Here is a 24,254-nt window from a genome sequence, read left to right as displayed (position 1 = left end):
AATATAGTTATGGGACGTTTTAGAAGAAACATGTACGAAGATTACACCAAACAGCATTTTGGAGAATATACAGATGACGAAAATTATAATGCAGCTTATAGAAGAGTAAAAAAACTGAAAGGGTTTTATTCGCACGTAAAAGTGTACATCATTGTAAATATTATCATTATTGTATCCAGTTTAAACCGAGATAATTTTACTGACGGAATGGATTTTAGCGGTTTGACGCAATGGCACACGTACTCTACTGCGCTTTTCTGGGGAATTGGTTTACTAGCTCACGGATTATCTGTATTTGGAACTGATTGGTTTTTTGGATCAGATTGGGAGAAAAGAAAAATCCAAAAATACATGGAAAAAGATACTGCAAATAAAAATAAATGGGAGTAACTTTGACTTCATAATTTTTTCAAATTTCACATTATAGTAAATGATCACATTAATTATAGAAGACGAAAAACCAGCTGCGAGATTGCTGCAAAGAAAACTTGAAAAGTTAGATGTAACTGTAGAAACCATGCTTCACTCTGTTGAAGAATCGGTTCTTTGGTTTGAAAATAATCCGCATCCAGATTTGATTTTTTTGGATATTCAACTGTCTGATGGTTTATCATTTGAGATTTTTGAAAAAATAGATATCAAAAGCGCTATCATTTTTACTACGGCGTATGATGAGTACGCTTTAAAAGCTTTTAAATTAAACAGCATAGATTATCTTCTCAAACCTATTGATGAAGATGATCTGGAAACAGCAGTTTCAAAATTCAAATCGCGTCTTCCGAAAACAGCAGAAACTTCAAATTTGCAATTGGACTTTGAGCAAATTCGACAGATGTTATCTAATCCTTTTGAAAAAACATATAAAAAGAGGTTTACAGTTAAAATTGGTCAGCATCTAAAAGTCATTACTACAGAAGAAATCGAATGTTTTTTTAGTGAAAATAAAGGAACTTACATTCGTACGTACGACAATCGAGATTATTTGATCGATTCGACTTTGGAAATTTTAGAACAAGAACTTGATAAGAAAGATTTCTTTCGCGTAAGCAGAAAATTTATTGTTCCTTTAAAAGCAATTAAAGAAATTCAGGTTTATACTAATTCTCGACTTAAAGTGATTCTTCCAACTTATAAGGAAGATGAGGTCATTGTAAGCCGAGAAAAAGTACAAGATTTTAAGACTTGGTTGGGATAGAAGCTTTTATTAAAATTAGAAATTCAACAGATTTTAATTTAATAAAATCCCAGAGGGGTGAAATATTTATAGAATTGCAATAAACAATTAAAATAAGCTCTGGAGGAGCGGCATATATTAAAAGTAAAAAAAAATAAATATGTCGCTCCGCTGGAGCTTTATATTGTAAACTTTTATCTTTTGCTATAAATATTTCGCTTCTCCGAAGCTCATAAAAAAAGCTGTCCTTTTGAGACAGCTTTTTTATGTTTTAATATATTCGATTTTATTTGCTCAATCTATGCAATGTATACGTCATTGCACTCAAAAGGAAAAACGCCATAATTTGGTGAATTAATCCTAAAGCCAATGGCACGCTATATAATAAAGTGAAAACTCCCAATAAAAACTGAATAAAAACAAAAACGACTAAAGTTTTGATTCCGTTTGATTGAGTGTGAGTAAGCGTATATTTTTTGCTTTTGAAGAAAAGGAAAAGAATAATCGCGACTACTACATAAGCAAAAGTTCTGTGTACAAACTGAACACCACTTTTTCCTTCAATTAAATTTTTAACTAAAGAAGATTGCTCAATAAAAACCGATTCGTGAATAAATTCTCCGTCACTCATTAAAGGCCAGTGATTATGAATTAGTCCTGCATTTAGACCTGCTACAAATCCGCCGTAAATGATTTGAATTAGAAGAGCAACCAAAGCATAACGCGCAATATTTCTAAGCGGTAGAATTTTGTTGATATTTCTTTCAGGATAAATTAAATCTAAGGCAACCCAAAGTGTGTATGCGAAAGTAATGAATGCAAAAGTTAAGTGTAATGAAAGTCTGAAGTGGCTTACATCTGGATTGTCAATTAATCCGCTTCTTACCATAAACCAGCCTAAAAAACCTTGAAAAGCTCCCATTGCCAAAAGAACGATACATTTTTTAATCGTATCTGTATCTAATTTCTTTTTGGCTAAAAAGTAAACAAATGGTACAAAGAAAACCAATCCAATTATACGACCGATGAAACGGTGAAACCATTCCCAGAAATAAATAAATTTATAATCGGCTAATTGAAAATCGTTATGAATGTTGATTTTCTGATACTCTGGAAATTTTTTGTACTCGTCAAAAGCGGCTTGCCATTTGGCGTCTGTTAAAGGCGGAAAGGTATCGGTTACCAAATGCCAGTCGGTCATAGATAAACCTGAATTGGTCAAACGGGTAATTCCTCCCACGACAACCATTAAAAACAATAAAACACAGCCTGATAGTAACCAAATGATTACTGATTTATTCTCTTTTTTCATTTTATTAAATAATACTTATTTCTCAACTTTTTTTAAGCCCAATTTCTCCGCTCTTTTAATTACAAAATCATAAGCCGCCTGATATTCATTCGGGATATCACCTTCTAAAATAGCTTCTTTTACTGCTTCTTTTAAAATTCCAATTTCGCGTGACGGTTTCAAATCGAATATTTCCATAATTTCTTCTCCAGTAATTGGTGGCTGAAAATTACGAACGTGATCTCGTTCTTCTACTTCAACGATCTTCTTGCGTACGAGTTCGAAATTTTTATGATATTTCTTGAATTTTGATGGATTTTTGGTTGTGATATCTGCCTCGCACAAAGTCATTAAATTTTCGACATCTTCGCCAGCATCAAAAACCAAACGGCGAACTGCGCTATCCGTCACAATATCCTGAGCCAAAACAATCGGACGCGAACTCATAATAACCATTTTCTGCACAAACTTCATTTTGTGGTTCAATGGCATGTGCAAACGTTCAAAGATTTTCTTTGCCATTTTTCCGCCCAAGAATTCGTGTCCGTGAAAAGTCCAACCTTGTTTTTTGGTGAAACGTTTAGTGGGCGCTTTTCCAATATCGTGTAATAATGCCGACCAACGAAGCCAAACATCATCTGTGTTTGGACAAATATTGTCGACAACTTCCAGCGTATGGTAAAAATTGTTTTTGTGCGTATGTCCTTCAATTTCTTCAACCTGATTTAACGCGGTCAATTCAGGTAAAATTAAATCTAAAAGTCCTGTTTTGTATAACAGTAAAAACCCTGTTGAAGGTTTATCCGTCATAAGAATTTTGTTTAATTCATCAACGATTCTTTCGCCAGATATAATTTTAATGCGATCTGCATTTTTTGTGATCGCATTCAAAGAATTTTCTTCAATTTCGAAATTCAATTGAGTCGCAAAACGAATCGCACGAAGCATTCGCAAAGGATCATCAGAATAGGTAATATCTGGATCCAAAGGCGTTTTGATTGTTTTATTTTCTAAATCGGTTAAACCATCAAAAGGGTCTAAAAGATCTCCAAAATTGTTTTTATTTAAAGATAAAGCAAAAGCATTGATTGTAAAATCACGACGGTTTTGATCGTCCTGCAAAGTTCCGTTTTCCACAATCGGATTTCGGCTATCACGATTATATGATTCTTTTCGGGCACCAACAAATTCAATATCCGTATCTTCAAAACGAAGCATGGCAGTTCCGTAAGTTTTAAAAACCTGAACTTTTGGTTTATTCGGAAGTAAATCGGAAACTTTAAGCGCTAATTCGATGCCACTTCCCACAGCAACTACATCAATATCTTTTTTAGAACCTCGATTTAAAAGCAAATCGCGAACAAATCCCCCTATCACATAAGAGTCGATTTTTAATTCCTGAGAAGCTTTCGAAATAACATCGAAGATTTTGTTTTGTAAAGCAGTTTTATAATTTGTTTGTATCGCCACGAATTCACTGATTTTTTGAGTAAAAGCATTATTTAATTTCAGTAGAAATAAAATGCATGCAAATTTACAACATAGAAAATGCCTATTATAATCTAGAGCTCACTTTTTTGAACAATTTCACATTTTGTAGCATCGATTTTTATGAATTGGGAAAGGTTTGCCACGAATTGCACGAATTTCCACGAATTATTTTTTTTCTGCCACAGATTACAGGATTAAAAGGATTAAAAAAATCTGTGTGAATCTTTTTAATCTGTTGCAAAAAGTCTTCGCAATCTGCGTCAAAGAAAAATTCGTGAAAATTTGTGTAATTGCTTTGCCTATTCGCTATCGCTCGGGTCGTGGCTAAAAAAATACAACAATAGAACAAATCAATTGTAAACGATAATTTTTAGAAATGCAATTTGTATTTTTGAATCACAGAAAAATGCACACATGAAAATTGTTATATCTCCAGCGAAATCACTGAATTTCGAAAAAGAATTACCAACATCTCAATATACAGAACCTTCATTCTTAAAAGAAGCAAGAGTGGTTCATAAAGTAGTAAAAGAAAAAAAGCCTTCTGAATTATCAGAATTAATGTCGATCTCAGACAAACTAGCCGATTTAAACTGGAAGAGAAATCAGGAGTGGAAAACGCCTTTCACACCAGAAAATGCTCGTCCTGCGGTTTATACATTTGATGGTGACGTTTATACAGGTTTAGATGCTTATACAATTCCGTTAGAAAAATTAGATGATTTACAAGATAAACTTCGAATTCTATCAGGTCTTTACGGTCTTTTGAAACCGCTTGATTTAATGCAGGCGTATCGTTTGGAAATGGGAACAAAAATGCCGGTTGGTGAATCTAAAAATCTGCATGAATTCTGGAAACCAACTGTGACTAAAGCTTTGAATAAAGAATTGAAAAAAGACGAATTGTTTGTGAATTTAGCGAGCAATGAATATTTTTCGGCGGTTGATGTAAAAGCTTTAAAAGTTCCAGTAATCACTCCAGATTTCAAGGATTACAAAGATGGAAAGCTAAAAATGATCAGTTTCTTTGCGAAAAAGGCGAGAGGTATGATGGTTCGTTATATTATCGATACAAACGCTGAAACTATTGACGATTTAAAAGGTTTCAATTACGATGATTATCAGTTTGATGCGAATCTTTCTAAAGGGAATCATTTAGTTTTTACAAGATGATTTTAAAAAGATGCTAAGGTTCTGAGGGGCTGAGGTTCTAAGTTTTTTTTACCGTGCAAAGTTCGCAAAGTTTTTTATGATAAAGCTTTGCGAACTTTGCGTTTTGTGACCTCGTAAAAATATAATCTTTGCGTTCTTTGCGGTAAAATAGAAATAAAAAACAACGCCGAATTCAATTAAGAATTCGGCGTTTATGCGTATTATAAAATTATTATTATCATTAATGCATTGCGTCGGCTGCACTAATTTTGTTCTTCCCTTTTTTAATAAAGAGAATAATCGGTATGCAACATAAAAACATGATTCCGAGATACATGAAAATATCCATGTATGCCATTACAGTACTTTGCTTCATCACTGACATTTCAATAGCCTGATACGCTTTTTTCAAAGCAACATCTGCGCTATATCCTTTTGCCATGAACGCGTGCTGCATTCCTGCAATTCGCTGCTGTACTTCAAACTTGGCAGGATCTAGGTTATTAATTAAATCTACTCGGTGTGACTGGCTGAAACGTGTGATGAAAGTAGTAATGATCGCGATACCAAAAGACCCGCCTAACTGACGCATCATTCCTGTAAATGCTGCTCCTTCACCAATTTGTTTTCCTTTCAAAGTAGAAAGAGAAAGTGTTGTAATTGGCACGAAAAGTAATCCTAAACCAATTCCTCTTAAAATTAAAGGCCAATACATATGTTCAACTCCTGTATCTGGTGTCATTCGGCTATACATCATAAAAGTAAAGAAGAAGAAAACTAAAAATCCTACTCCAACCATATAACCTTGCGGAACCCCTTTCTGAATCATGTTCCCAACAAAAGGCATCATAATTGCCGTTGTGATAGAACCTGGAATCAGTAATAACCCTGCATCAGTTGCTGTCCATCCTAAAATAGACTGTGTATAAATCGGAATGATTAATGTTGAACCATAAAGACCAAAACCAAGAATAAAACACATTATAGTTCCAATTCTAAGGTTACCATCTTTTAAAACGCTTAAGTTTACGATCGGATGTTTGTAGGTAAGCTCTCTCCAAATAAAAAGAACCAATCCTAAAACTGTCACAACACTTAAGGTTACAATAAGTGAATCGTTAAACCAGTCGTCTTGCTGTCCGTGCTCTAATACGAATTGTAAAGAACCAATAAAGGCACTTAACAAAATAATTCCCCACCAGTCAACCTGATTGGCTTTTAGTTTTTCTCCATATTTCGGACTTCTAACAAATGTTAAAGCCAAAATAGTTGCAATAATTCCCAACGGAATATTGATATAGAAAATATAAGGCCAAGAATAATTATCTACTAAATATCCTCCCAAAGGCGGACCTAGAGTTGGACCAACAATTACACCCATACCGTAAATAGCCTGTGCCATTCCACGTTTTGCTACTGGGTAACTTTCTGTAATAATCGTTTGGGCTGTTACTAGTAAAGCTCCTCCACCCATACCTTGTACGAAACGGAAAGCTACAAGCTCCCAAATATTTGTGGCATTACCACACAAAAAAGAACAGACTGTAAATATTATAATGGAAGCCACAAAATAGTTACGTCTTCCAAATTGCTGCGATAGCCAGCTCGTCATCGGAATTACAATAACATTCGCAATAGCGTATGCTGTAATTACCCATGCCACATCGGTCAAGGTAGCACCAAGACTTCCGCGCATGTCAGTTAGCGCTACGTTTACAATCGTAGTATCTACAATTTCCAGCAGTGCACAAAGTACTGCTGTAATCGTAATGACAACACGTCTGAACCCGTATTCTACTAAATCGTCATCTTGTACTGCTGTTGCCATTTATTTTATTTCAAATGTACATCTACATCAACATTCATTCCTGGTCTTAAAAGTTTTACTTTCTCAGGATCGTTTGATTCATCTATACTAATTTTTACTGGTAATCTCTGAATTGTTTTTACGAAGTTTCCTGTTGCATTGTCAGGAGGTAATAATGAAAAACGAGATCCTGTAGCAGGTGAGAAAGAAGTTACAGTACCTTTAAACTCATAGTTTGGATATGCATCTACTTTTAAACTTACTTTTTGTCCCACAACCATTTTGTTTAATTGTGTTTCTTTAAAGTTTGCTACAACCCAAGCTTCGTTGTTGTTAATGATGTAGAATAAAGATTGTCCTGGCTGAACCAATTGTCCTGGCTGAATATCAACTTTAGAAACCTGACCATCAATTGCAGCAGTTACTACGGTATAAGAAAGGTTTAAGTGAGCCACATCTAGCATTGTTTTTGCTTTTTTGATATTTGCTGCAGCAACTTCTGTTTGTTTGTCTGAAACTTTAGATTTTGACTGAATAACAGATTTTTGGTAAGAAGTAGCTTTTTGTTGTTGCTCTAAAACACGTACTTGGTTTTCTGCTTCTTCTTTTGCTGTTAAAGCTTGCTCATATTGTTGTTTTGTAATAGTATGAGTTTTGTACAAGTTGTTGTAACGATTGTAATCGTTTGTAAGCTGTCTCAATCTAATTCTTGCACTTTCGATAGAACCGGTTGCAGATCTCATTTGAGCATCAGATACTGAGATGCTTGCATAAGCACTTCCAATATCCGCTTTTGCAGCTTCGTACTGACCTTCAGCACCTAATAAAGCAGCATTAGCTTCATCAATCTTTAATTGATAATCTCTCTTGTCAATAGTAAATAAAGTATCTCCTTTTTTTACATAATCATTATCTTTCACATAAACTTTGCTGATATATCCTGAAACTCTCGGGATAATCGGGTTCATTTTTTTCTCGATTTGAGCATCATCCGTTTCTTCGTGAGCTTGACCGTGTAGGTATTTAGATATTCCGTAAGTTCCGCCTCCTAAAATCAGAACTGCAAGTATGATGATGAATTTTTTATTTGTTTTTTTCTTTTCCATGAGAGCTATCGATTATATTTTAGAAAGATTGAATGATTGTGATAATTGTCCTGATACTGAAAGTAATTCGTAATATTTTTGAATAATGGTTGCTTTAGATAAAGCAGTTTGAATTTTGGCATTTAAATGCTCTACATCTGCTTCTACTAAATCATTAGTGTCAGATAAACCATTGTCAAATTTATCTTTTACTAATCTGTAGTTTTCTGCTGCTTGCTGTAATGCTTCTTCATACACCACACTTTGATTAATTGCTAGGTCATAATCTTCAATAGATTTCTGAACTTCAACTTTAATGCGGTCTGTCATAATTGCTTCGGTGTTTTTTACCTCCAAAGCTCTGCTTTCTGCTTCTTTTACGTGAACACTATTTTTTAGAATTCCTGATAAATCATAAGATAATCCGATTCCAAAGTTCATCGCATATTTTACTGTTACAATGTCTTTAAGATCAAATGCAGTGTAACCGCCTAAAAGTGAAATTGAAGGATAATATCCAGCTTTTGCAATTTTGACATTAGCTTCTGAAGCTTTACCTTGTAATCTTATTGCTTCTAAATCTTTTCTGCTTTCAAGTGCAACAGCATCAGATGTTATAGAATTGCTTGTTTTAAGATTAAAGAAATCTTCTTCATTTACCTGAATTTTTACATTAGGATCTAGTTTCAGCAAAGTAGTCAAATAGAAGTTGATATTATTGATGTTGTTATTAGCTTCATCAATAGATAATTGCGTTTTAGAAACTAATAATTGCGCTTTCAATAAATCATTTCTCGGAATAATTCCGTTTTTCTCCAACTCTGTAAAATCAGTAACACGCTGTTTGGCACTTTTTTGATTTTCGTTTAAAACATCTAAAGTTTTTTGAGCCTTGTATAATGCCGTATAATAAGTAATTGCTTTTAAAGCAACATCTTCTTTAGTTTTTTCAGCATTTGCGCTTTCAGCTTCATATAAGTTATCGTAAGCATCAATGCTGTTTTGAATTTTAAATCCAGCAAAAATAGGAAGACTTAAATTTGCCATTCCAAGCATTGCTCTATCTGGAGAAGCTAATGAAGCACTTTCACCCTGATTAGGCATATCAATCGATGCTTTTGTAAGACGCTGATATTGACCAGAAATTTTAAGATCTGGGTATTGATTATTTTTTACGGTTTTTAATTCGTATTTTTTTGTGTTTACCTTAGTATTGGCAAGTGTAACTTCGTTACTCTTTTCCCAAGCCATTTGTACGGCTTCGCCCAAGGTTAAACTTGTTTTCTCTTGTGCTTCCATTGAAGATATTCCGATAAAGAAAACTCCAAAGAGCATTAATTGACTAATTTTCATAAACAAGTAGCGCTTTTATAGTTTGTTGAATGTGCTTTGTAAGATCGTTTTTAATGTAATTGTTAAACATTTCTTCGGTTTTTAAATCAAATATTTCTTCGAAGAAAGAGCGATTCATGTGAAAGTGAAAAAAGGTTCCGATAATTGTTGGTGTAATAAGCTGGATATTTACATCTTTTCTAAAAACCCCCACAGCTTGACCTTGCTTAATAATGCTTTCAACCGATTTTAAATTTCCTTTTTTAAGCTCAGTAAAAGCTTGAAGGCTTTTTTCTCTCTTTTTGTTGTAAAGTTCAAAATGTAAAACCCTGTAAATCCCTTTATTAAGGCAAATTCTGTTGATGTAAATTTCGATTAATTTATTGACTTTTTCAAGAGGTTCTATGTCTTCTTGTAATAAATTTTCGAGTTGTAGTTTTAAATCAACGGTCTTGTGAAAAATAAGAGCTTCCAGTAGCCTTTCTTTCGAACCAAAATAATAAGAGACCATTGCAATGTTAATTTTGGCCTCCTTGGAGATATCCCGTATCGATGTACCCTCAAATCCTTTCTCAGAAAATAGCTTTTCTGCAACATTGAGAATCTGAATTTTTTTATCGTTCAATTCGATGTGTGACATGGTATTGTTTCTAATCGGATGCAAAATTAAACACTTGTTTAATTTAAACACTTGTTTAATTTTATTTTAACACAATATTAACATAAAACGCTTTCGATAATTTATGTTAAATCGTGCATTAATTAGTTAAAATAAAAAAGCTGAAATACTTTAGTATTTCAGCTATGTGAGCTTGTTTTGTCATTCTGAGGAACTAAGAATCACACTAGAAATTCCGCAAACTATGTCGCCAATCTTTATAGAGTTACGAGTGTGATTCTTCGTTTCTCAGAATGACAAACGATATGCTTATTGAGATTTATTTATCGAATCTCTCCAACAAATTCTTCAATTTTTCCGCTTCCGTTTTCGCTTAAATGTTTAATAAAAGCACTTCCAATTATTGCACCTTTTGCATATTTGGTAGCCTGATTGAAAGTTTCTTTATTCGAAATTCCGAAACCAACTATTTGAGGATTTTTCAAATTTAGATTAGCGATTCTTTCAAAATAACTTTCCTGAACATCTCCAAAACCAGATTGAGATCCCGTAACACTTGCAGAACTTACCATGTAGATAAATCCGTTTGAAACGCTGTCAATAAAACGAATACGTTCGTCTGAAGTTTGAGGCGTAATCAAAAACACGTTTATTAATCCATATTTTTCAAAAATTGCTTTGTATTCGTCAGCATAAACATCAACCGGAAGGTCAGGAATAATTAGACCGTCAATTCCAATCTCGGCACATTTTGCACAAAAAGCTTCAACACCATACTGTAACATCGGATTAAAATATCCCATAATAATCAACGGAATTTTTACGCTTTCGCGGATGTTCTTCAGTTGATCAAAAAGAATTTGCGTTGTCATTCCGTTATGTAGCGCTGTTGTAGAACTAGCCTGAATAGTTGGTCCGTCTGCCAAAGGATCACTAAAAGGAAGTCCAATTTCGATTAAATCCACTCCATTTTTTTCTAAATCCTGAATAATCTGCACCGTATCATTTAAATTCGGATATCCCGCAGAAAAATAGATCGAAAGGATCTTTTTATCTTCTTGTAATTTTTGAGTTATTCTGTTCATTTTTATATTTTTTCTCCTGCAAGGTTTTCAAAACCTTGTAGGTGTTTGTATTTAATTGTTTGTAGACCTACAGGGTTTTGAAAACCTTGAAGGAAATTCTGCTAAGCGACAATAATTTTACTTATCCAATTATCGTTTTGTTTTTCGATCAATAATAATCCAGAATCAGCATCATTCATTTGGGCGACTAATTCTCCTTTATTATTCCAAAAAGCACTTTGGCCTGCTGACGGCGATCCCCAAGATTCTCCACTGAAATTCGACATCAAAACATTCATTTTATGTTTTTCAGCATAATTTTGTAAATCTCTATACGCATTCGGAATTCCGTTTGGCGAAAAGAAAATACTTGCGATATAAATATCGGTATCATTTTTAGCTGCGTTTTCAGGATGTAGCGGATTGTCAATGTCAGCGCAAATTGCAAAAGAAATATTTTGATCCTCAATAGTTAACATAGGGTTGTAATCAAACGAAGAATCAAAAAAATCACCTTCGCCTTCATGTAAAAATTGTTTCGTATAAATAGAAACAGAATCGTCTGGAGCTATAATAAATTCGCCAATAAACAGTTTTGAATCTATTCGAATTGGCGCTCCAGCTATAATCACAATGTTATTTCTAACCGACAATTCTTTTAAATGATCGATTCTATAATCGTCTTCTGTAAAAACTAAAGCTTCTGCATTTTCTCTTTCGTAACCCGTAATAGATAATTCAGGAAACGCAATTAAATTGGCGCCATTTTGAGCAGCCAATTCAATAAGATGATAATGATTCAGTAAATTAGAAGATATGTCTCCACGTTTTGGTTTGGTCTGCGCAGCCGCTAAAATCATTTTATATTATTTATTTTCTGTATAAACCCAAGCTACTCTTCCTGATTGAAGTTTGACCTGAACTCTTTTGTATGAATTAGACTCGAATTGATCTACTTTTAACAATTCTTGATTAGAAACTTCAAAAGCAACACCGTGTATAATGTCTTCCAAGCTTTCACTTGGTACAGCCACAACATAATCTGCCATTCCAAACTCTTCTTCAATTTGTAAACTTTTAAGTTTGAAGCCCAGTATTTGATCTGGACTGCCACTTAAAACTTTATTAAAAATCTGCATCTGAATTTGTTTCGATCTTAATGTTCCGTAGGAGAATAATAGTTCCATAATTATGATTTTCTCTTTATTTGTTAGCGTACAGACTCCCGATAACTTTCGGGATTTGAACGCCCAAATTACAATTTTTATTACAATTTAAAGTAATCTATATAATTATCTAAATCTTTGTCGCCACGACCAGAAAGACTTATTACAACAACATCTGTAGGCTTGAATTTCTTCTGATCTAGAACTGCAAAAGCGTGTGCACTTTCAATTGCTGGAATAATTCCTTCTAATTTTGTTAATTGTAGACCGGCATTCATCGCATCATCATCAGTAACTGAGAAAAATTCTCCTCTTCCTGTTTGTGCTAAATGGGCGTGCAAAGGCCCAACGCCAGGATAATCGAGACCTGCAGAAATAGAATAAGGCTCTGTAATTTGCCCGTCTGGAGTTTGCATTAAAAGTGTTTTACAACCATGAATAACGCCAACTTTTCCTAATTTACTAGTTGCAGCGCTGTGTCCGCTGTCAACACCTTTTCCAGCAGCTTCTACAGCAATAATTCCAACTTGTGGTTCGTGTAAAAAGTGGTAATAAGTTCCTGCAGCGTTACTCCCTCCGCCAATACAAGCTACTACATAATCAGGATTTTCACGACCTTCTTTTTCTTTTAACTGCCATTTAATTTCTTCAGAAATAATGCTTTGGAAACGTGTTACCATGTCTGGATAAGGATGAGGCCCAATTGCAGATCCGATAATATAATGTGTATCTACAGGATTGTTAATCCAGTCACGAATGGCTTCGTTTGTAGCATCTTTTAAAGTTCTTGAACCTGAAAGAGCCGGACGAACTTCTGCGCCTAACATTTTCATACGCGCCACGTTTGGTGCCTGACGCGCGATGTCTATTTCGCCCATGTAAACGATACATTCAATTCCCATTAAAGCACAAACTGTTGCTGTTGCTACACCGTGTTGCCCAGCTCCAGTTTCGGCAATAATTCTTTTTTTACCCAAACGTTTTGCTAGCAGGATTTGCCCAATTGTATTGTTTACTTTGTGAGCTCCAGTGTGGTTTAAGTCTTCTCTTTTTAGATAAACTTTGGTATTGTATTTCTCAGATAGACGTTTTGCAAAATACAACGGACTAGGACGTCCAACGTAATCTTTCAGCAACTGGTTGAACTCTGCTTTAAAATCAGGTTCATCCATTATACTTAAGTATTTCTGACGTAGTTCTTCTACATTTGGATACAGCATTTCTGGGATGTAAGCACCGCCAAATTCTCCGTAATATCCTTTTTCGTTAACGTTAAAACTCATTTTATTTAAATTTTAAAAGTTGGCAACATCAAATTTTCTCTTGAAATTGCTTAATAGATTTTTATTTTTTAGCCCTGGTTCGATTTCAAATTTACTATTTACATCGACAGCATAAATAGGTAATTTGGTTTTTGAAATTTCTTCAATGGCTTTTAGTTCATTCATTCCAATTCCGCCACTTAAAAAGAAAGGCTTTTTCGAATTGTATTTTTTTAATATGCTCCAGTCGAAAGTTGTTCCATTTCCGCCCGGAAGTTTTCCTTTGGTGTCAAATAGAAAATAATCGCAGACATTTTCAAAAGGTTTTATGATTTCAAAATCGAAATTCTCATCGGCCGAAAAGACTTTAATAATTTCAATTTTTTTTGGAAGTTTTTCTTTTAATGCTGAGCAAAATTCAACTGATTCTTCCCCATGTAATTGAACTGCTTGTAAGTTGTATTTTTCGACTTTTTCCAGAATTTCTTCCTGACTTTGATTAACAAAAACGCCCACTTTTTTGATTGTTTTTATCAATTCGGGAACATTCCCATTGCAATATCTAGCGGATTTTTCCCAGAAAATAAATCCCATATAATCGGGTAGGAGTGAACCTACTTCGAGAATGTTTTCGGGATATTTCATGCCGCATATTTTGAGTTTCATTTTTTTTAAATGCTTTAAGCTTTAAGCTTTAGGCTTTAGGCTAAATTAGTAATGTTAAGAAGGCTTATTGCTTACAGCTTAAAGCCTATAGCTGTTTAATAAATTCTGTTGCCGCTTGACCAGCATTGTCGGTTTTCATGAAGTTTTCTCCAATTAAGAAACCTTTGTAACCGTAAGGTTTAAGTTCTTGAATGGCTTCAATTGATGAAATACCGCTTTCGGATACTTTTACAAAATCATTAGGAATTTGTGAAGCCAATTCTTTACTGAAATCTAAACTTACTTCGAATGTTTTTAAATTTCTGTTGTTTACGCCAATCATATCTAAAGTCGGCATAATTGATTTTTCTAATTCTTCTTGATTGTGAACTTCCAACAAAACTTCTAAACCTAAACTTTTTGCAAATTCAGATAATGATTTGATTTCTTCTCGAGTTAAAACTGCTGCGATTAACAAAATCAAATCGGCTCCGTGTGCTTTTGCTTCCAAAATCTGATATTCGTCTACAATAAATTCTTTTCGCAAAAGCGGAATATTTACTGAAGCTCTAGCTAAAAGTAAATCGTCAAGAGATCCGCCAAAATATTTACCGTCGGTTAAAACTGAAATTCCGCATGCGCCGGCATTCTCATAACCTTTAACTACTTCTTCAACCGTAAAATTATTGTTGATGATTGATTTTGAAGGAGAACGACGTTTGTGTTCTGCAATAATTCCAGAATTGCTTTCTTTTAATTTCTGACTAAGAGAAATCGTCTGTTTTTCAAAAAACACTGAAGCTTCTAACTGAGAAACCGGAATGATCGATTTCTTTAGAACAACTTCTCTTTGTTTGTCAAGTATTATTTTATCTAAGATATTCATTGTTTTGTTTGTTTCAGGTTTCAAGTTTCAGGTTCGTTCCAACAACTTGAAACTTGAAACCTGAAACTTGAAACAATTTTTTACCTGCTTAATTCTTGTAATTTCTGTAATGCTTTTAACCCTTTTCCAGACAATAAACTTTCTTTAGCCAGTTCAAATCCTTCTTTTGGAGAGCATTTCGTAACGGTCGAAATTGCCATTGCAGCATTGGCACAAACTACATTATTCTGTGCTTCATTTCCTTTTCCAGAAATGATATTCGTAAAAATTTCTGCAGATTCTTCAATTGTTTTTCCTCCTTCAATTTCGGTTTGAGAGAGAAGTCGAACACCAAAATCTTCTGGATTCAACATTCCCTCCATATGGTTGGAAATTGTTTTGGTTGGACCAGTTAATGAAATTTCGTCATATCCGTCAAGCGAATGTAAGATCGTAAAATTGGTATCTGTATTTTGATATAAATAAGCATACATTCTTGCCAATTCTAAGTTGAAAACTCCAACCAATTGATTTTGTGGAAATGCAGGATTTACCATTGGTCCTAACATATTAAAGAACGTTTTTACTGCCAATTCTTTTCTAATTGGCCCAACATTTTTCATTGCTGGGTGAAATAGGGGGGCATGCAAAACGCAGATTCCAGCCTGATCGATACATTTTTCTAAAAAGGAAGAGTCGTTGCTAAATTTAATTCCCATTTTTTCCATCACGTTGCTTGAACCAGAAATAGAAGAAACTCCGTAATTTCCATGTTTTGCAACTTTTATTCCAGCTCCTGCTGATACAAAAGAAGCCAAAGTCGAAATGTTGAAAGTGTCTTTTCCGTCGCCACCCGTTCCGCATAAATCGATGGTATTGTAAGCTGATAAATCAACACGAATGCAAAGATCTAATAAAGCTTCGCGAAAGCCAGAAAGTTCATCAATTGTAATGCTTCGCATCATAAAAACAGTCAAAAATGCCGAAATCTGACTTGGATTGTATTGACCGCTTGAAATATTAATCAATACGTTTTTTGCTTCTTCTTTAGTAAGAACTTCGTGGTTGATTAATTTGTTTAATATAGTTTTCATTTTTTTTAAAGTTGCTAAGGTTCTAAGATGCTGAGATTCTAAGTTTTTTACTGAGACTGTAAACTGAGACTGAAATACTGATCACTAACTCTTAATCCAATTCTCTAAAATCCTTTTACCGTTTGGAGTCAAAACGCTTTCTGGGTGAAACTGAACGCCTCTCACGTCATAAGTTTTGTGTCTTAAAGACATAATTTGTCCGTTTTCGTCTACCGAAGTTGCTTCTAAATCTTCAGGCAAATTGCTGTTTACGACCCATGAGTGGTATCTTCCGACTTCGAATTCGTTTCCTAAACCTTCAAACAAAATTTCATCTGAAACTACTGTTTTTACATTTGTAGCAACTCCGTGATACACTTTATCAAGGTTAGAAAGCGTTCCTCCAAAAACTTCTCCAATGGCTTGTTGCCCTAAACAAACCCCAAGAATGCTTTTTGTCGGACTATATTTTTCGATTACTGCTTTTAACAAACCTGCTTCATCTGGAATTCCAGGCCCTGGAGAAAGTAAAATTTTCTCAAAAGAAGCAATTTCATCAATATCAAATTCGTCGTTTCTGTAAACGGTAACTTCGCAGTTTAAATCTTCTAAATAGTGCACTAAATTGTAAGTAAAACTATCGTAATTGTCTATAACTAAAATCTTTTTCATTTTTTTAAGGTACTAAGTTGCTAAGATTCTAAGGTTCTAAGTTTCCTAACTTGAAACTTGAAACAAAGAAAACTTGAAACTAAATTTTATTTATTTTTCTCGAACGTATTTTTCTATTATAACACGATCTATTCCTAATTTTTCTATTTTTTCTACACCTTTTTGAATTAAAGTGTCGTTTTGAATTTTCACTACAAATTCAAATTTGTTGTTTTCCCAATCGCGGTTGTTAAAGAACTCTAAGTTTTCTGTATAAATACTGTCTTTTAAAGTATATTTTCCGCCTCCTCCAAAGAACAATGCTGTTGTTGAATCTTTTCCATTTTTCAAATCATGATTAAAAAAAGCAAAATGTGTATCGTTAATAATCTTAATCATTTTTGTTTTGGTATTGAAAGTTGAAAAAGTCGAATCTTTCTCAGTTGTTTCAGCTGATATAAGACGCCAGGTTCCTTCAATCGGATTGTGCTTTTTTTCTGAATTACAAGATGTCATCGTAATGATTAAAACTAAAATTGATACTGCTTTTTTCATGGTTTTATAGTTTGTGGTTTTATGTTTTATGGTTAATTGTTTCAGGTTTCAAGTTTCAGGTTTTGCGACTGAAAACTGAACACTGATGACTAAATCTTCTCTGCCATTTCTAGCGCTGTATTTAATGCTCTTAACTTATTATAAACTTCCTGCATTTCACTTTCTTCATCAGAACTTGCTACAATTCCGGCTCCAGCTTGACAATGCAATTGATGATTTTTGGAAAGGAAAGTTCGAATCATAATGGCGTGATTAAAGTTTCCTTCAAAATCCATAACTCCAATTGCGCCTCCATAAAAATTACGATTTGTTTTTTCGCAATCTTCAATTAACTGCATTGCTCTGTGTTTAGGCGCGCCACTCAAAGTTCCTGCTGGGAAAGTGTCTGCTACAACTTGCATTGTAGTTGCTTTGTCGTGCAAATGTCCCGTAACTTTTGAAACTAAGTGTATTACGTGAGAGAAAAACTGCACTTCTCTATATTTTTCTACATTGACATCGTGACCATTTCTGCTTAAATCGTTTCTTGCCAAATCAACAAGCATAACATGCTCGCTATTTTCTTTTTTATCTTCTGAAAGTTCTTTTGCTAAAAGAGCATCGCGTTCGTCATTTCCAGTTCTTTTGAAAGTTCCTGCAATTGGGTGAATTTCGGCTTTTCTATCTTTTACGATAATTTGTGCTTCTGGCGAAGAACCGAATATTTTGAAATCTCCATAATCAAAGAAAAATAAATATGGAGAAGGGTTAATGCTTCTTAAAGCTCTATAAACATTAAATTCATCTCCTTTGAAGCCTTGAGTAAATCGGCGAGAAAGAACTAATTGGAAAACATCTCCACGATAGCAATGTTTTTTGGCTAAAGCCACATTTGTTTTAAATTCCTCATCGGTTAAGTTAGAGAAACCTTCGCCTTCTTTAGAAAATTTATAAGAAGCTATATTTCTAGATTGTAATAATTGCTCGATTTCTGAAATATTGTTTTTTCCATCAAGACTATGGCAGAAAATATAAGCTTCATTTTTAAAGTGATTGATTGCAATAATGTTCTGATAAACAGCATAAAAAATATCTGGAATAGAAGTCGCATTGTCTTTTTTTGCAATAGATACTTTTTCAAAATAACGAACAGCATCGTAAGAAATATATCCAAATAAACCGTTGTTGATGAATTTAAAATCGTTTTTTTCTGATTTAAACTGACTTGAAAATTCCTGAATTACCTGAGGAATATTTGTAGAAGCATCAATATTGATTTTTTCTGAAGTTCCGTCAGGGAAAGTTTTAGAAATAACTTCATTTTCTATTTTGATTGTAGCAATCGGATTGCAGCAGATATAAGAAAAACTGTTGTCATTTCCATGATAATCACTACTTTCTAGTAATAAACTATTTGGGAATTTATCTCTGATTTTGAAATAAATACTTACTGGCGTTACAGTATCTGCCAGAATTTGTTTGTAATGTGTATTAAGAATAAAAGGTTTCAAAATATATAGTTTTATGTTGTTCTGTTAATTTATTTTCAATTTGATCCAAAAAAAAGGGCTTGTCGTGATGACAAGCCCTTTATATTTTATAGTTTTAACAATACCATAGGAAGCTTCGTTCACGACGTCTGACGTAAATTGCTCCACCACCAAGTATTGTTTAAAATTGTTCTCATTTCTTTATTTTGATGTCACAAAGATATAAATGTAATTTTAATTAGAGTACATAAAATTTGAAAAAAAACTTTTCGAATTTGTAAAATTTGTTAAATTTTAATTCAAAGTATCTCTATAACTCCTTAGTTACCAATTGCTACCGTGTTATTTACATTTAGTCTAAAATCTGGATTTCCTTTAATATTTGGAATAGCAAATAGCTCGCTAAGTTTCATTTTTGTATACTCTATTCCGTACGCTGGGTTACCATAATAATTTTTTATGCCAGGAATATTGCTTCCAGATTCACTTTCAATTTCTCCTTGACAATTGTTTGCAATTACATTTTTAAATGTGATTTTTGATAGATTAGCTTCACCATTTCCGATATTTCCTTCCAATAAAATAAAAGGAGCAAATCCAGAAACTACACTATTGGTTAAATTGAAAAAAGTGTTTTCTTTAATATAGGCAGATTCTCTAACCAAGCCTTGATTGTTTTCTTCTAAATTAACCAATGTAATATTGTTGGCATTTATTTTAGTCATTTTTTTAGTCATGTCTGTAGCCGCAACTTTTTCGTATGAATCTACCTCAAAACATCTTGAACCTGAAATATCTGAAGAAAACGGATGGCGAACAGCAATACTATTGCTAATGTTAATTTGAGCACCTTGGGTAAAATCAAAATCATCATCTGTTGTTCTAAATGAAACCAAATTGCTTAGATTTAAATCTCCACCATAACATTCGAAAGAATCATCATTCGAAAAGCTAACTTGAACATGACTAACAATTGTTTTTCTTCCAACGCCAGCAAGAGAAAGACCATTTAATTCTTTAGAAGCGCTTAATTTTCTTCCAGCATATTCGATTCTCACGTATTTAATAATTCCCGAGTTATCTTCTGGATCTTGACCTCCATAGTGATTTAAGGTTGGATCTAAATCGAAAGGCAATGTATGTATACCTCCAAGAGAGTTTATTGGAGCTTTTCCTAAAACGATAATTCCGCCCCAGTCACCTGGTTTTCTATTGTTTATTTCATTTTCAGAAGTAAAAATAATCGGATCGGTTTCTAATCCTTCAGCTATAATTTTAGCTCCATTTGTAATTACAAGAGTTCCGCAGGTTTTATCATCGCCACGTATTACAGTACCAGGCTCGATTGTTAAAGTGGCATTATTTGTAACGTACACAACACCAACTAGATGGTAAATATTACGTTTTGCCAATCGGGTGTCTTTGTCGATTGTTCCCGCAATTATATTGGTTGCTTCGCCATAGTCATTACCAGCTGGTTTAAAGCTCGTCCAGTTAGTCATCCAGTTTGAAGTTCCAACGATTCCTTTTGGTTGTTGTTGAGCTTGTGCGAAAAAGCTGATAATGAAGATTATAGATGCAAAATGTAATTTTGTTTTCATAACTATGATTTTAATTTCTAGTTTTTGATTTTTTTAATTGTCCCAAAAATAGAAGCCGTATGTTAATCAAAGTCCTGATGCTTATTACGAAAGAGTTACTATATTATTAAGAATGTTAAGTTTTTGAAAAACTTAGAAAAGAATAAACCCCAACAGTAAAAAAACTGTTGGGGTTTATTGTATTTCTGAATTAGTAAGCTTGAAATATTAGAATTTTAAAGCTACAGCCAATTCGAATTCGTCATTGATAGTTTTGTCTCCTAAACCGTCGAAGAAGCTACCTGAACCGTATTTAATATCGTATTTAGTTCTGTCAACTTTGAAAGCAGTTGTAGCAGTGTTTCCTTTTACAGTGATATCAAAAGTTACTGGTTTAGTGATTCCTTTGATAGTTAAGTCTGCAGTTACAGTATAAACGTCAGCAGATTTTGCACCGATAGTTTTGAAAACTAATTTTGAAGTTGGGAATTTGTCAGTTCCGAAGAAATCGTCAGCTTTTAAGTGACCGTTTAATTTTCCTTGGTATTCTCCAGTTAAATCTGTAGAAGTTAATGAAGTCATATCAACTGTAAAGCTTCCTCCAGTTAATTTTTTTCCTTTGAAAACTACAGAACCTTCTTTGAAGTTTACTGTTCCAGAGTGCTCTCCAGTTACTTTTTTACCTACCCATTTAATAGTAGATGCTTTTACGTCGATTTTTTTAGTTTGAGCATTTACTGAGATACTAGCAGCTGCTACGAATAATGCTATTGCAATAGTTTTTAAATTTTTCATGTTTTTTAAAATTAAAATTTGAATTTGATTAATAAATAATTATAGAGTGATAAATAATTCTTCGTGTGATTTTCTAACTTTTTTCTGGTGTTGAGATTTGTCCTCATCATGTCTGTAACCTACAGTTGCAATTACAGAAGCATTTAGACCTAATTTGTCAAAACCTAAAATTTCGTTGAAAGAAGCTGCGCTGAAACCTTCCATTGGAGTAGCATCAATTTTTAATTCGGCAGCTGCATTTAATAAGTTTCCTAAAGCTAAATAAGTTTGTTTTGCCGTCCAGATGTGTTTTGCGTCTTCAGATAAATTTGAAATTACACCTTTCATCATATCGCTAAATCCGCCTAAAGCTTCAGCAGGAACGCCTCTTACTTCGCTAATATTGTTGATGTATTTATCAACAGAACCTCCGTCAAGGCTTAAATCATTTGCAAAAATGAATAGGTGAGAAGCATCTGTAATTTGAGTTTGTCCCCAAGCTGCTCCTTTTAATTTTTCTCTTAATTCTGGATTTTCAACAATAACTACTTTATAAGGTTGTAATCCGTATGAAGAAGCACTTAATCTTACTGCTTCTTTTAATGTATTTAAATCAGCATCTGATATCTTTTTTGAAGCATCATATTGTTTGACTGCGTATCTCCAATTTTGATTTTCTAAGAAATTGCTCATAGTTTTTATTATTTTATTTGTTGGTTCTATATTTCTCTAATAATTGATTTAAGAAAACTAATTCTTCTGGTTGTAAATTGTTAGCAAACGTTTGTTCGTGTTCATCTACTTTCGGATCTAATTCTTTTAAAACATCTAATCCTTTTTCTGTAATCGAAACTTCAATTTTTCTTCGATTATCTGGACAGACATTTCGAGTTACAAAATCCTTTAATAATAATTTGTCTACCAAACGTGTTGTGTTGCTTGTTTTAGCAAGCATTCGCTCTTGTATCACGCACATATTAGCAGGTTTTCCTTTTTGTCCTCTTAATATACGCAACACATTATACTGTTCTCCAGATAAATCATACGGTTTGATCAACTCGTTGAAATGATCCTGAATCACATTTTGCGTGTACATGATATTCAGAATAACTTTTTTCGCATTATCCATCTTAACCGTACTCTTAATAACCTCTTCAATTGTCATAGTCGTAAGTGTATAATTTGTATATACAAATGTATAACTTTTAATAGTTGTATATACAAATGTTGTGTTAATTATTTGTTAACATGTTTAATTGCGCTTTTAGCAAGAACTAAAAGAATAGTTTTTCGATACTAAAATTAATGTAATTTTTTAATATAACGATCTGATATATTGTGAATTAATGATTTTTTAAAATCAAGAAGCAATTTTGATTTATACTATTTTTTAAATGCCTTTTTGTAAGAAGATTTTAAAACAAAAGTTATTGAAGATAAGCTGAATTTACCATTTATTGGAATTCCGAGAGAAGAAAACCGTTTGCAATTTGCCTGAAATTGGCAATTTCTGTGTTGATCCAAGCTTCATCATGTTCTAATTCTTTAGCAATTACTCTTGCTGTTTTCTCAGAAACTTCAATTGCAGCTCTCGCATCTAAGAACAATAAACGAACTCTTCTTGCTAAAATATCATCTACCGTTCTTGCCATTTCGTAACGGATAGCCCAAACAATTTCTGCCATCGTAAATTCGTGATCAGGATGCAGTTTTTCTTTTAACTCTTGTTCGCTTTCTTGTAATTCAATTATTTTAGGAATATCAGTACCATATATATAAAGGTGATTTTCTCTATCTAAAGAATTCGTAGATTTATTTCCATGAATGGGAAGATGTTCTGTGCGACATTCCTTCGGAGATAATTTTCCAGTTTTGATTGCTTTATTCATAATATCTTCAGCAATTTTTCTGTACGTTGTCCATTTTCCTCCAGTAATAGTAATTAGCCCCGTTTCTGAAACTATAATTTTATGACTTCTAGAAACTTCTTTGGTGCTTTTACCTTCTTCTTTGGGAGCAGCCAATGGGCGCAATCCTGCAAAAACAGAAAGAACATCTGCTCTTGTGGGTTTCTTGGTTAGAAAACGTTGAGCGGTTTCGAGAACAAATTGAATTTCGCTTTCTAAAGCAATGGGCTCTAAGCTTTGTTTTTTAATTAAAGTATCGGTCGTTCCCACTACAACCCGATTATGCCACGGAACAGCAAATAAAACTCTTCCGTCTTTTGTTTTTGGAATCATTAAGGCATGATCTCCAGGCAAAAAAGATTTATCAAATACTAAATGAATTCCTTGACTTGGAACAATGTATTTTTTATAAACGTTATCATTCAATTTCATGATTGCATTTGTAAAAACACCTGTTGCGTTAATTACGACGGCACCTTTTATATCCTGTTTAATTCCGCTTTCCTGATCTTGAACTTGAACACCAATAACTTGATTTCTGTCGTCTTTTAGCAAATTGACAACTTTTGCATAATTCAAAACACAAGCTCCGTTTTCTACAGCCGTTTGAGCAAGGTTAATCGCTAAACGAGAATCATCAAATTGGCCATCATGATAAATAACGCCATTCACCAATCCATTTTCTTCTACGTTTGGAAGCATTTCAATAGTTTTCTTTTTCGAAAGATATTTAGAACTTCCTAAACTCACGCAACCAGACAATAAATCGTAAATCTTTAATCCGATGGTATAAAAATAACCGCTAAACCAATGATAATTTGGAATAACAAAGGATTGGTTTTTAACTAAATGATTTGCATTTTGCGCCAATAATCCTCTTTCTTTTAATGCTTCTCTAACTAAATGAACATCGCCCTGCGCCAAATATCTTACACCGCCATGTACCAATTTGGTGCTTCTGCTAGAAGTTCCTTTTGCAAAATCTACAGCTTCAAATAAAATGGTTTTGTAACCGCGACTTGCTGCATCAATTGCGGTTCCGAGTCCGCTTGCTCCGCCGCCTATAATTATTACGTCCCAATTTTCTGTATTTTGTAGTTTTAGTAACTGCTCTGAACGATTCATATTTTTTACGGGACTTTTTGTTTAAAGCAAACTTAACGAAATGAAATTAAAAATTGATGAAGAAAAAGTTTCAGGTTTTATTTGATTTAGGTTTCAAGTTGGATTTACTAGATCTAAAAAAAATAAACCCGACAGGCTTTTAAACCAGTCGGGTTATCAATTTTATA

At 33.5% G+C, this 24,254-nt stretch carries 24 protein-coding genes; 3 read left to right on the top strand and 21 right to left on the bottom strand.

Annotated elements, in window-relative coordinates:
• The first annotated feature begins 9 nt into the window (after positions 1–9).
• Positions 10–390, top strand: coding sequence for a 2TM domain-containing protein (locus SOM12_RS02590; RefSeq protein WP_320492280.1), 381 nt, complete (start codon positions 10–12; stop codon positions 388–390).
• A 40-nt stretch (positions 391–430) separates the two neighbouring features.
• Positions 431–1,195: a LytR/AlgR family response regulator transcription factor gene (locus SOM12_RS02585; RefSeq protein WP_095930988.1), complete on the top strand. Its 765-nt coding sequence runs from the start codon at positions 431–433 to the stop codon at positions 1,193–1,195.
• Between the two features lie 265 nt (positions 1,196–1,460).
• Here the strand turns inward: SOM12_RS02585 and SOM12_RS02580 are convergent, their stop codons facing one another.
• Both SOM12_RS02580 and SOM12_RS02575 read right to left on the bottom strand, forming a co-directional pair.
• Complete coding sequence (locus SOM12_RS02580; protein ID WP_320492279.1) at positions 1,461–2,486, bottom strand: COX15/CtaA family protein; 1,026 nt, start codon at positions 2,484–2,486, stop codon at positions 1,461–1,463.
• 15 nt (positions 2,487–2,501) lie between these two features.
• On the bottom strand, positions 2,502–3,935 hold the full coding sequence (locus tag SOM12_RS02575; RefSeq protein WP_320492278.1) for a CCA tRNA nucleotidyltransferase: 1,434 nt from the start codon (positions 3,933–3,935) through the stop codon (positions 2,502–2,504).
• A gap of 435 nt (positions 3,936–4,370) precedes the next feature.
• Here SOM12_RS02575 and yaaA point away from each other — a divergent pair, with 435 nt between their 5' ends.
• Complete coding sequence (yaaA, locus tag SOM12_RS02570; protein WP_320492277.1) at positions 4,371–5,129, top strand: peroxide stress protein YaaA; 759 nt, start codon at positions 4,371–4,373, stop codon at positions 5,127–5,129.
• Positions 5,130–5,349: 220 nt separating this feature from the next.
• On the opposite strand, the gene SOM12_RS02565 is transcribed toward yaaA, so the two are convergent.
• From SOM12_RS02565 to SOM12_RS02475, 19 genes are all read right to left on the bottom strand, one after another.
• A complete protein-coding gene (locus tag SOM12_RS02565) occupies positions 5,350–6,936 on the bottom strand; it encodes an MDR family MFS transporter (RefSeq protein ID WP_095929089.1) in 1,587 nt (528 codons plus the stop codon).
• 5 nt (positions 6,937–6,941) lie between these two features.
• A complete protein-coding gene (locus SOM12_RS02560) occupies positions 6,942–8,021 on the bottom strand; it encodes an HlyD family secretion protein (protein WP_095929088.1) in 1,080 nt (359 codons plus the stop codon).
• Positions 8,022–8,033: 12 nt separating this feature from the next.
• Positions 8,034–9,353: a TolC family protein gene (locus SOM12_RS02555; RefSeq protein ID WP_320492276.1), complete on the bottom strand. Its 1,320-nt coding sequence runs from the start codon at positions 9,351–9,353 to the stop codon at positions 8,034–8,036.
• Positions 9,343–9,972, bottom strand: a complete 630-nt coding sequence (locus SOM12_RS02550; protein WP_320492275.1) for a TetR/AcrR family transcriptional regulator — start codon at positions 9,970–9,972, stop codon at positions 9,343–9,345. Before SOM12_RS02550 ends, SOM12_RS02555 begins: the two co-directional genes overlap by 11 nt.
• Positions 9,973–10,274: 302 nt before the next feature.
• Positions 10,275–11,036 carry a tryptophan synthase subunit alpha gene (gene trpA / locus SOM12_RS02545; protein WP_320492274.1) on the bottom strand — a complete coding sequence of 254 codons (762 nt, stop codon included), beginning with the start codon at positions 11,034–11,036 and terminating at the stop codon, positions 10,275–10,277.
• A 101-nt stretch (positions 11,037–11,137) separates the two neighbouring features.
• Positions 11,138–11,875, bottom strand: coding sequence for a carbon-nitrogen hydrolase family protein (locus SOM12_RS02540; RefSeq protein ID WP_320492273.1), 738 nt, complete (start codon positions 11,873–11,875; stop codon positions 11,138–11,140).
• Between the two features lie 6 nt (positions 11,876–11,881).
• On the bottom strand, positions 11,882–12,202 hold the full coding sequence (locus tag SOM12_RS02535; RefSeq protein WP_202006225.1) for a gamma-glutamylcyclotransferase family protein: 321 nt from the start codon (positions 12,200–12,202) through the stop codon (positions 11,882–11,884).
• Positions 12,203–12,282: 80 nt separating this feature from the next.
• Positions 12,283–13,464 carry a tryptophan synthase subunit beta gene (gene trpB / locus SOM12_RS02530; protein ID WP_320492272.1) on the bottom strand — a complete coding sequence of 394 codons (1,182 nt, stop codon included), beginning with the start codon at positions 13,462–13,464 and terminating at the stop codon, positions 12,283–12,285.
• A gap of 12 nt (positions 13,465–13,476) precedes the next feature.
• The gene (locus tag SOM12_RS02525) at positions 13,477–14,109 is read right to left on the bottom strand and encodes a phosphoribosylanthranilate isomerase (protein ID WP_095929103.1); all 633 of its coding nucleotides are present in this window, start codon (positions 14,107–14,109) and stop codon (positions 13,477–13,479) included.
• An 85-nt stretch (positions 14,110–14,194) separates the two neighbouring features.
• Positions 14,195–14,974, bottom strand: a complete 780-nt coding sequence (gene trpC / locus SOM12_RS02520) for an indole-3-glycerol phosphate synthase TrpC (protein ID WP_095929081.1) — start codon at positions 14,972–14,974, stop codon at positions 14,195–14,197.
• An 80-nt stretch (positions 14,975–15,054) separates the two neighbouring features.
• Positions 15,055–16,047 (bottom strand): anthranilate phosphoribosyltransferase, encoded by a 993-nt coding sequence (gene trpD / locus SOM12_RS02515; RefSeq protein WP_095929080.1) that lies wholly within the window; start codon positions 16,045–16,047, stop codon positions 15,055–15,057.
• A gap of 84 nt (positions 16,048–16,131) precedes the next feature.
• The gene (locus SOM12_RS02510) at positions 16,132–16,698 is read right to left on the bottom strand and encodes an aminodeoxychorismate/anthranilate synthase component II (RefSeq protein ID WP_320492271.1); all 567 of its coding nucleotides are present in this window, start codon (positions 16,696–16,698) and stop codon (positions 16,132–16,134) included.
• Between the two features lie 90 nt (positions 16,699–16,788).
• Positions 16,789–17,232, bottom strand: coding sequence for a hypothetical protein (locus SOM12_RS02505; RefSeq protein WP_320492270.1), 444 nt, complete (start codon positions 17,230–17,232; stop codon positions 16,789–16,791).
• Between the two features lie 89 nt (positions 17,233–17,321).
• On the bottom strand, positions 17,322–18,722 hold the full coding sequence (locus SOM12_RS02500; RefSeq protein WP_095929077.1) for an anthranilate synthase component I family protein: 1,401 nt from the start codon (positions 18,720–18,722) through the stop codon (positions 17,322–17,324).
• 299 nt (positions 18,723–19,021) lie between these two features.
• Positions 19,022–20,302 (bottom strand): hypothetical protein, encoded by a 1,281-nt coding sequence (locus tag SOM12_RS02495; protein ID WP_320492269.1) that lies wholly within the window; start codon positions 20,300–20,302, stop codon positions 19,022–19,024.
• 207 nt (positions 20,303–20,509) lie between these two features.
• Positions 20,510–21,076, bottom strand: a complete 567-nt coding sequence (locus SOM12_RS02490) for a YceI family protein (protein ID WP_095929075.1) — start codon at positions 21,074–21,076, stop codon at positions 20,510–20,512.
• A gap of 39 nt (positions 21,077–21,115) precedes the next feature.
• Entirely contained in the window at positions 21,116–21,748 is a 633-nt protein-coding gene (locus SOM12_RS02485; RefSeq protein WP_095929074.1) for an NAD(P)H-dependent oxidoreductase, read from the bottom strand.
• 13 nt (positions 21,749–21,761) lie between these two features.
• Positions 21,762–22,220, bottom strand: a complete 459-nt coding sequence (locus SOM12_RS02480; protein ID WP_095929073.1) for a MarR family winged helix-turn-helix transcriptional regulator — start codon at positions 22,218–22,220, stop codon at positions 21,762–21,764.
• 289 nt (positions 22,221–22,509) lie between these two features.
• A complete protein-coding gene (locus SOM12_RS02475; RefSeq protein ID WP_320492268.1) occupies positions 22,510–24,087 on the bottom strand; it encodes a glycerol-3-phosphate dehydrogenase/oxidase in 1,578 nt (525 codons plus the stop codon).
• Between the last annotated feature and the right edge of the window lie 167 nt (positions 24,088–24,254).

Source organism: Flavobacterium sp. CFBP9031, from assembly GCF_034044945.1.
In the GTDB taxonomy this organism is placed as follows: Bacteria; Bacteroidota; Bacteroidia; order Flavobacteriales; family Flavobacteriaceae; genus Flavobacterium.
This window is presented reverse-complemented; position numbering and strand designations above follow the sequence as displayed.